The following is a 351-nucleotide window of genomic DNA, read 5'->3' as shown; positions in this document are numbered from 1 at the left end:
GTGGTGCTGATACCCAGAGTCGAACTGGGGACCTCACCCTTACCAAGGGTGCGCTCTACCAACTGAGCCATATCAGCACGTCTGGAGCGGGCAGCGGGAATCGAACCCGCATCATCAGCTTGGAAGGCTGAGGTAATAGCCATTATACGATGCCCGCATCCTGAAACTCGGCTACCCAGTTCTTTCTGTAACAAAAAAAGAGACGAGTCTCTTTTCTCATTCGAGCCGATTATTTTCTTAACCAGCTCAGACAGCATTCGCTGCCAGAAAGTGGTGGTGGGGGAAGGATTCGAACCTTCGAAGTCTGTGACGGCAGATTTACAGTCTGCTCCCTTTGGCCGCTCGGGAACC

At 52.7% G+C, this 351-nt stretch carries 2 tRNA genes; both read right to left on the bottom strand.

The annotated features are described in order from the left end of the window. Nucleotide 1 precedes the first annotated feature (1 nt). Nucleotides 2-77 (bottom strand) — tRNA-Thr (locus OGY07_RS01875). 5 nt (nucleotides 78-82) lie between these two features. Next, nucleotides 83-157: transfer RNA gene (locus OGY07_RS01870), tRNA-Gly, on the bottom strand. Between the last annotated feature and the right edge of the window lie 194 nt (nucleotides 158-351).

Source organism: Citrobacter sp. Cs237 (assembly GCF_030332325.1).
In the GTDB taxonomy this organism is placed as follows: Bacteria; Pseudomonadota; Gammaproteobacteria; order Enterobacterales; family Enterobacteriaceae; genus Citrobacter_A; species Citrobacter_A sedlakii.
The sequence above is the reverse complement of the archived record's forward strand: the minus strand, read 5'-3'. Positions and strand labels throughout refer to the sequence as shown.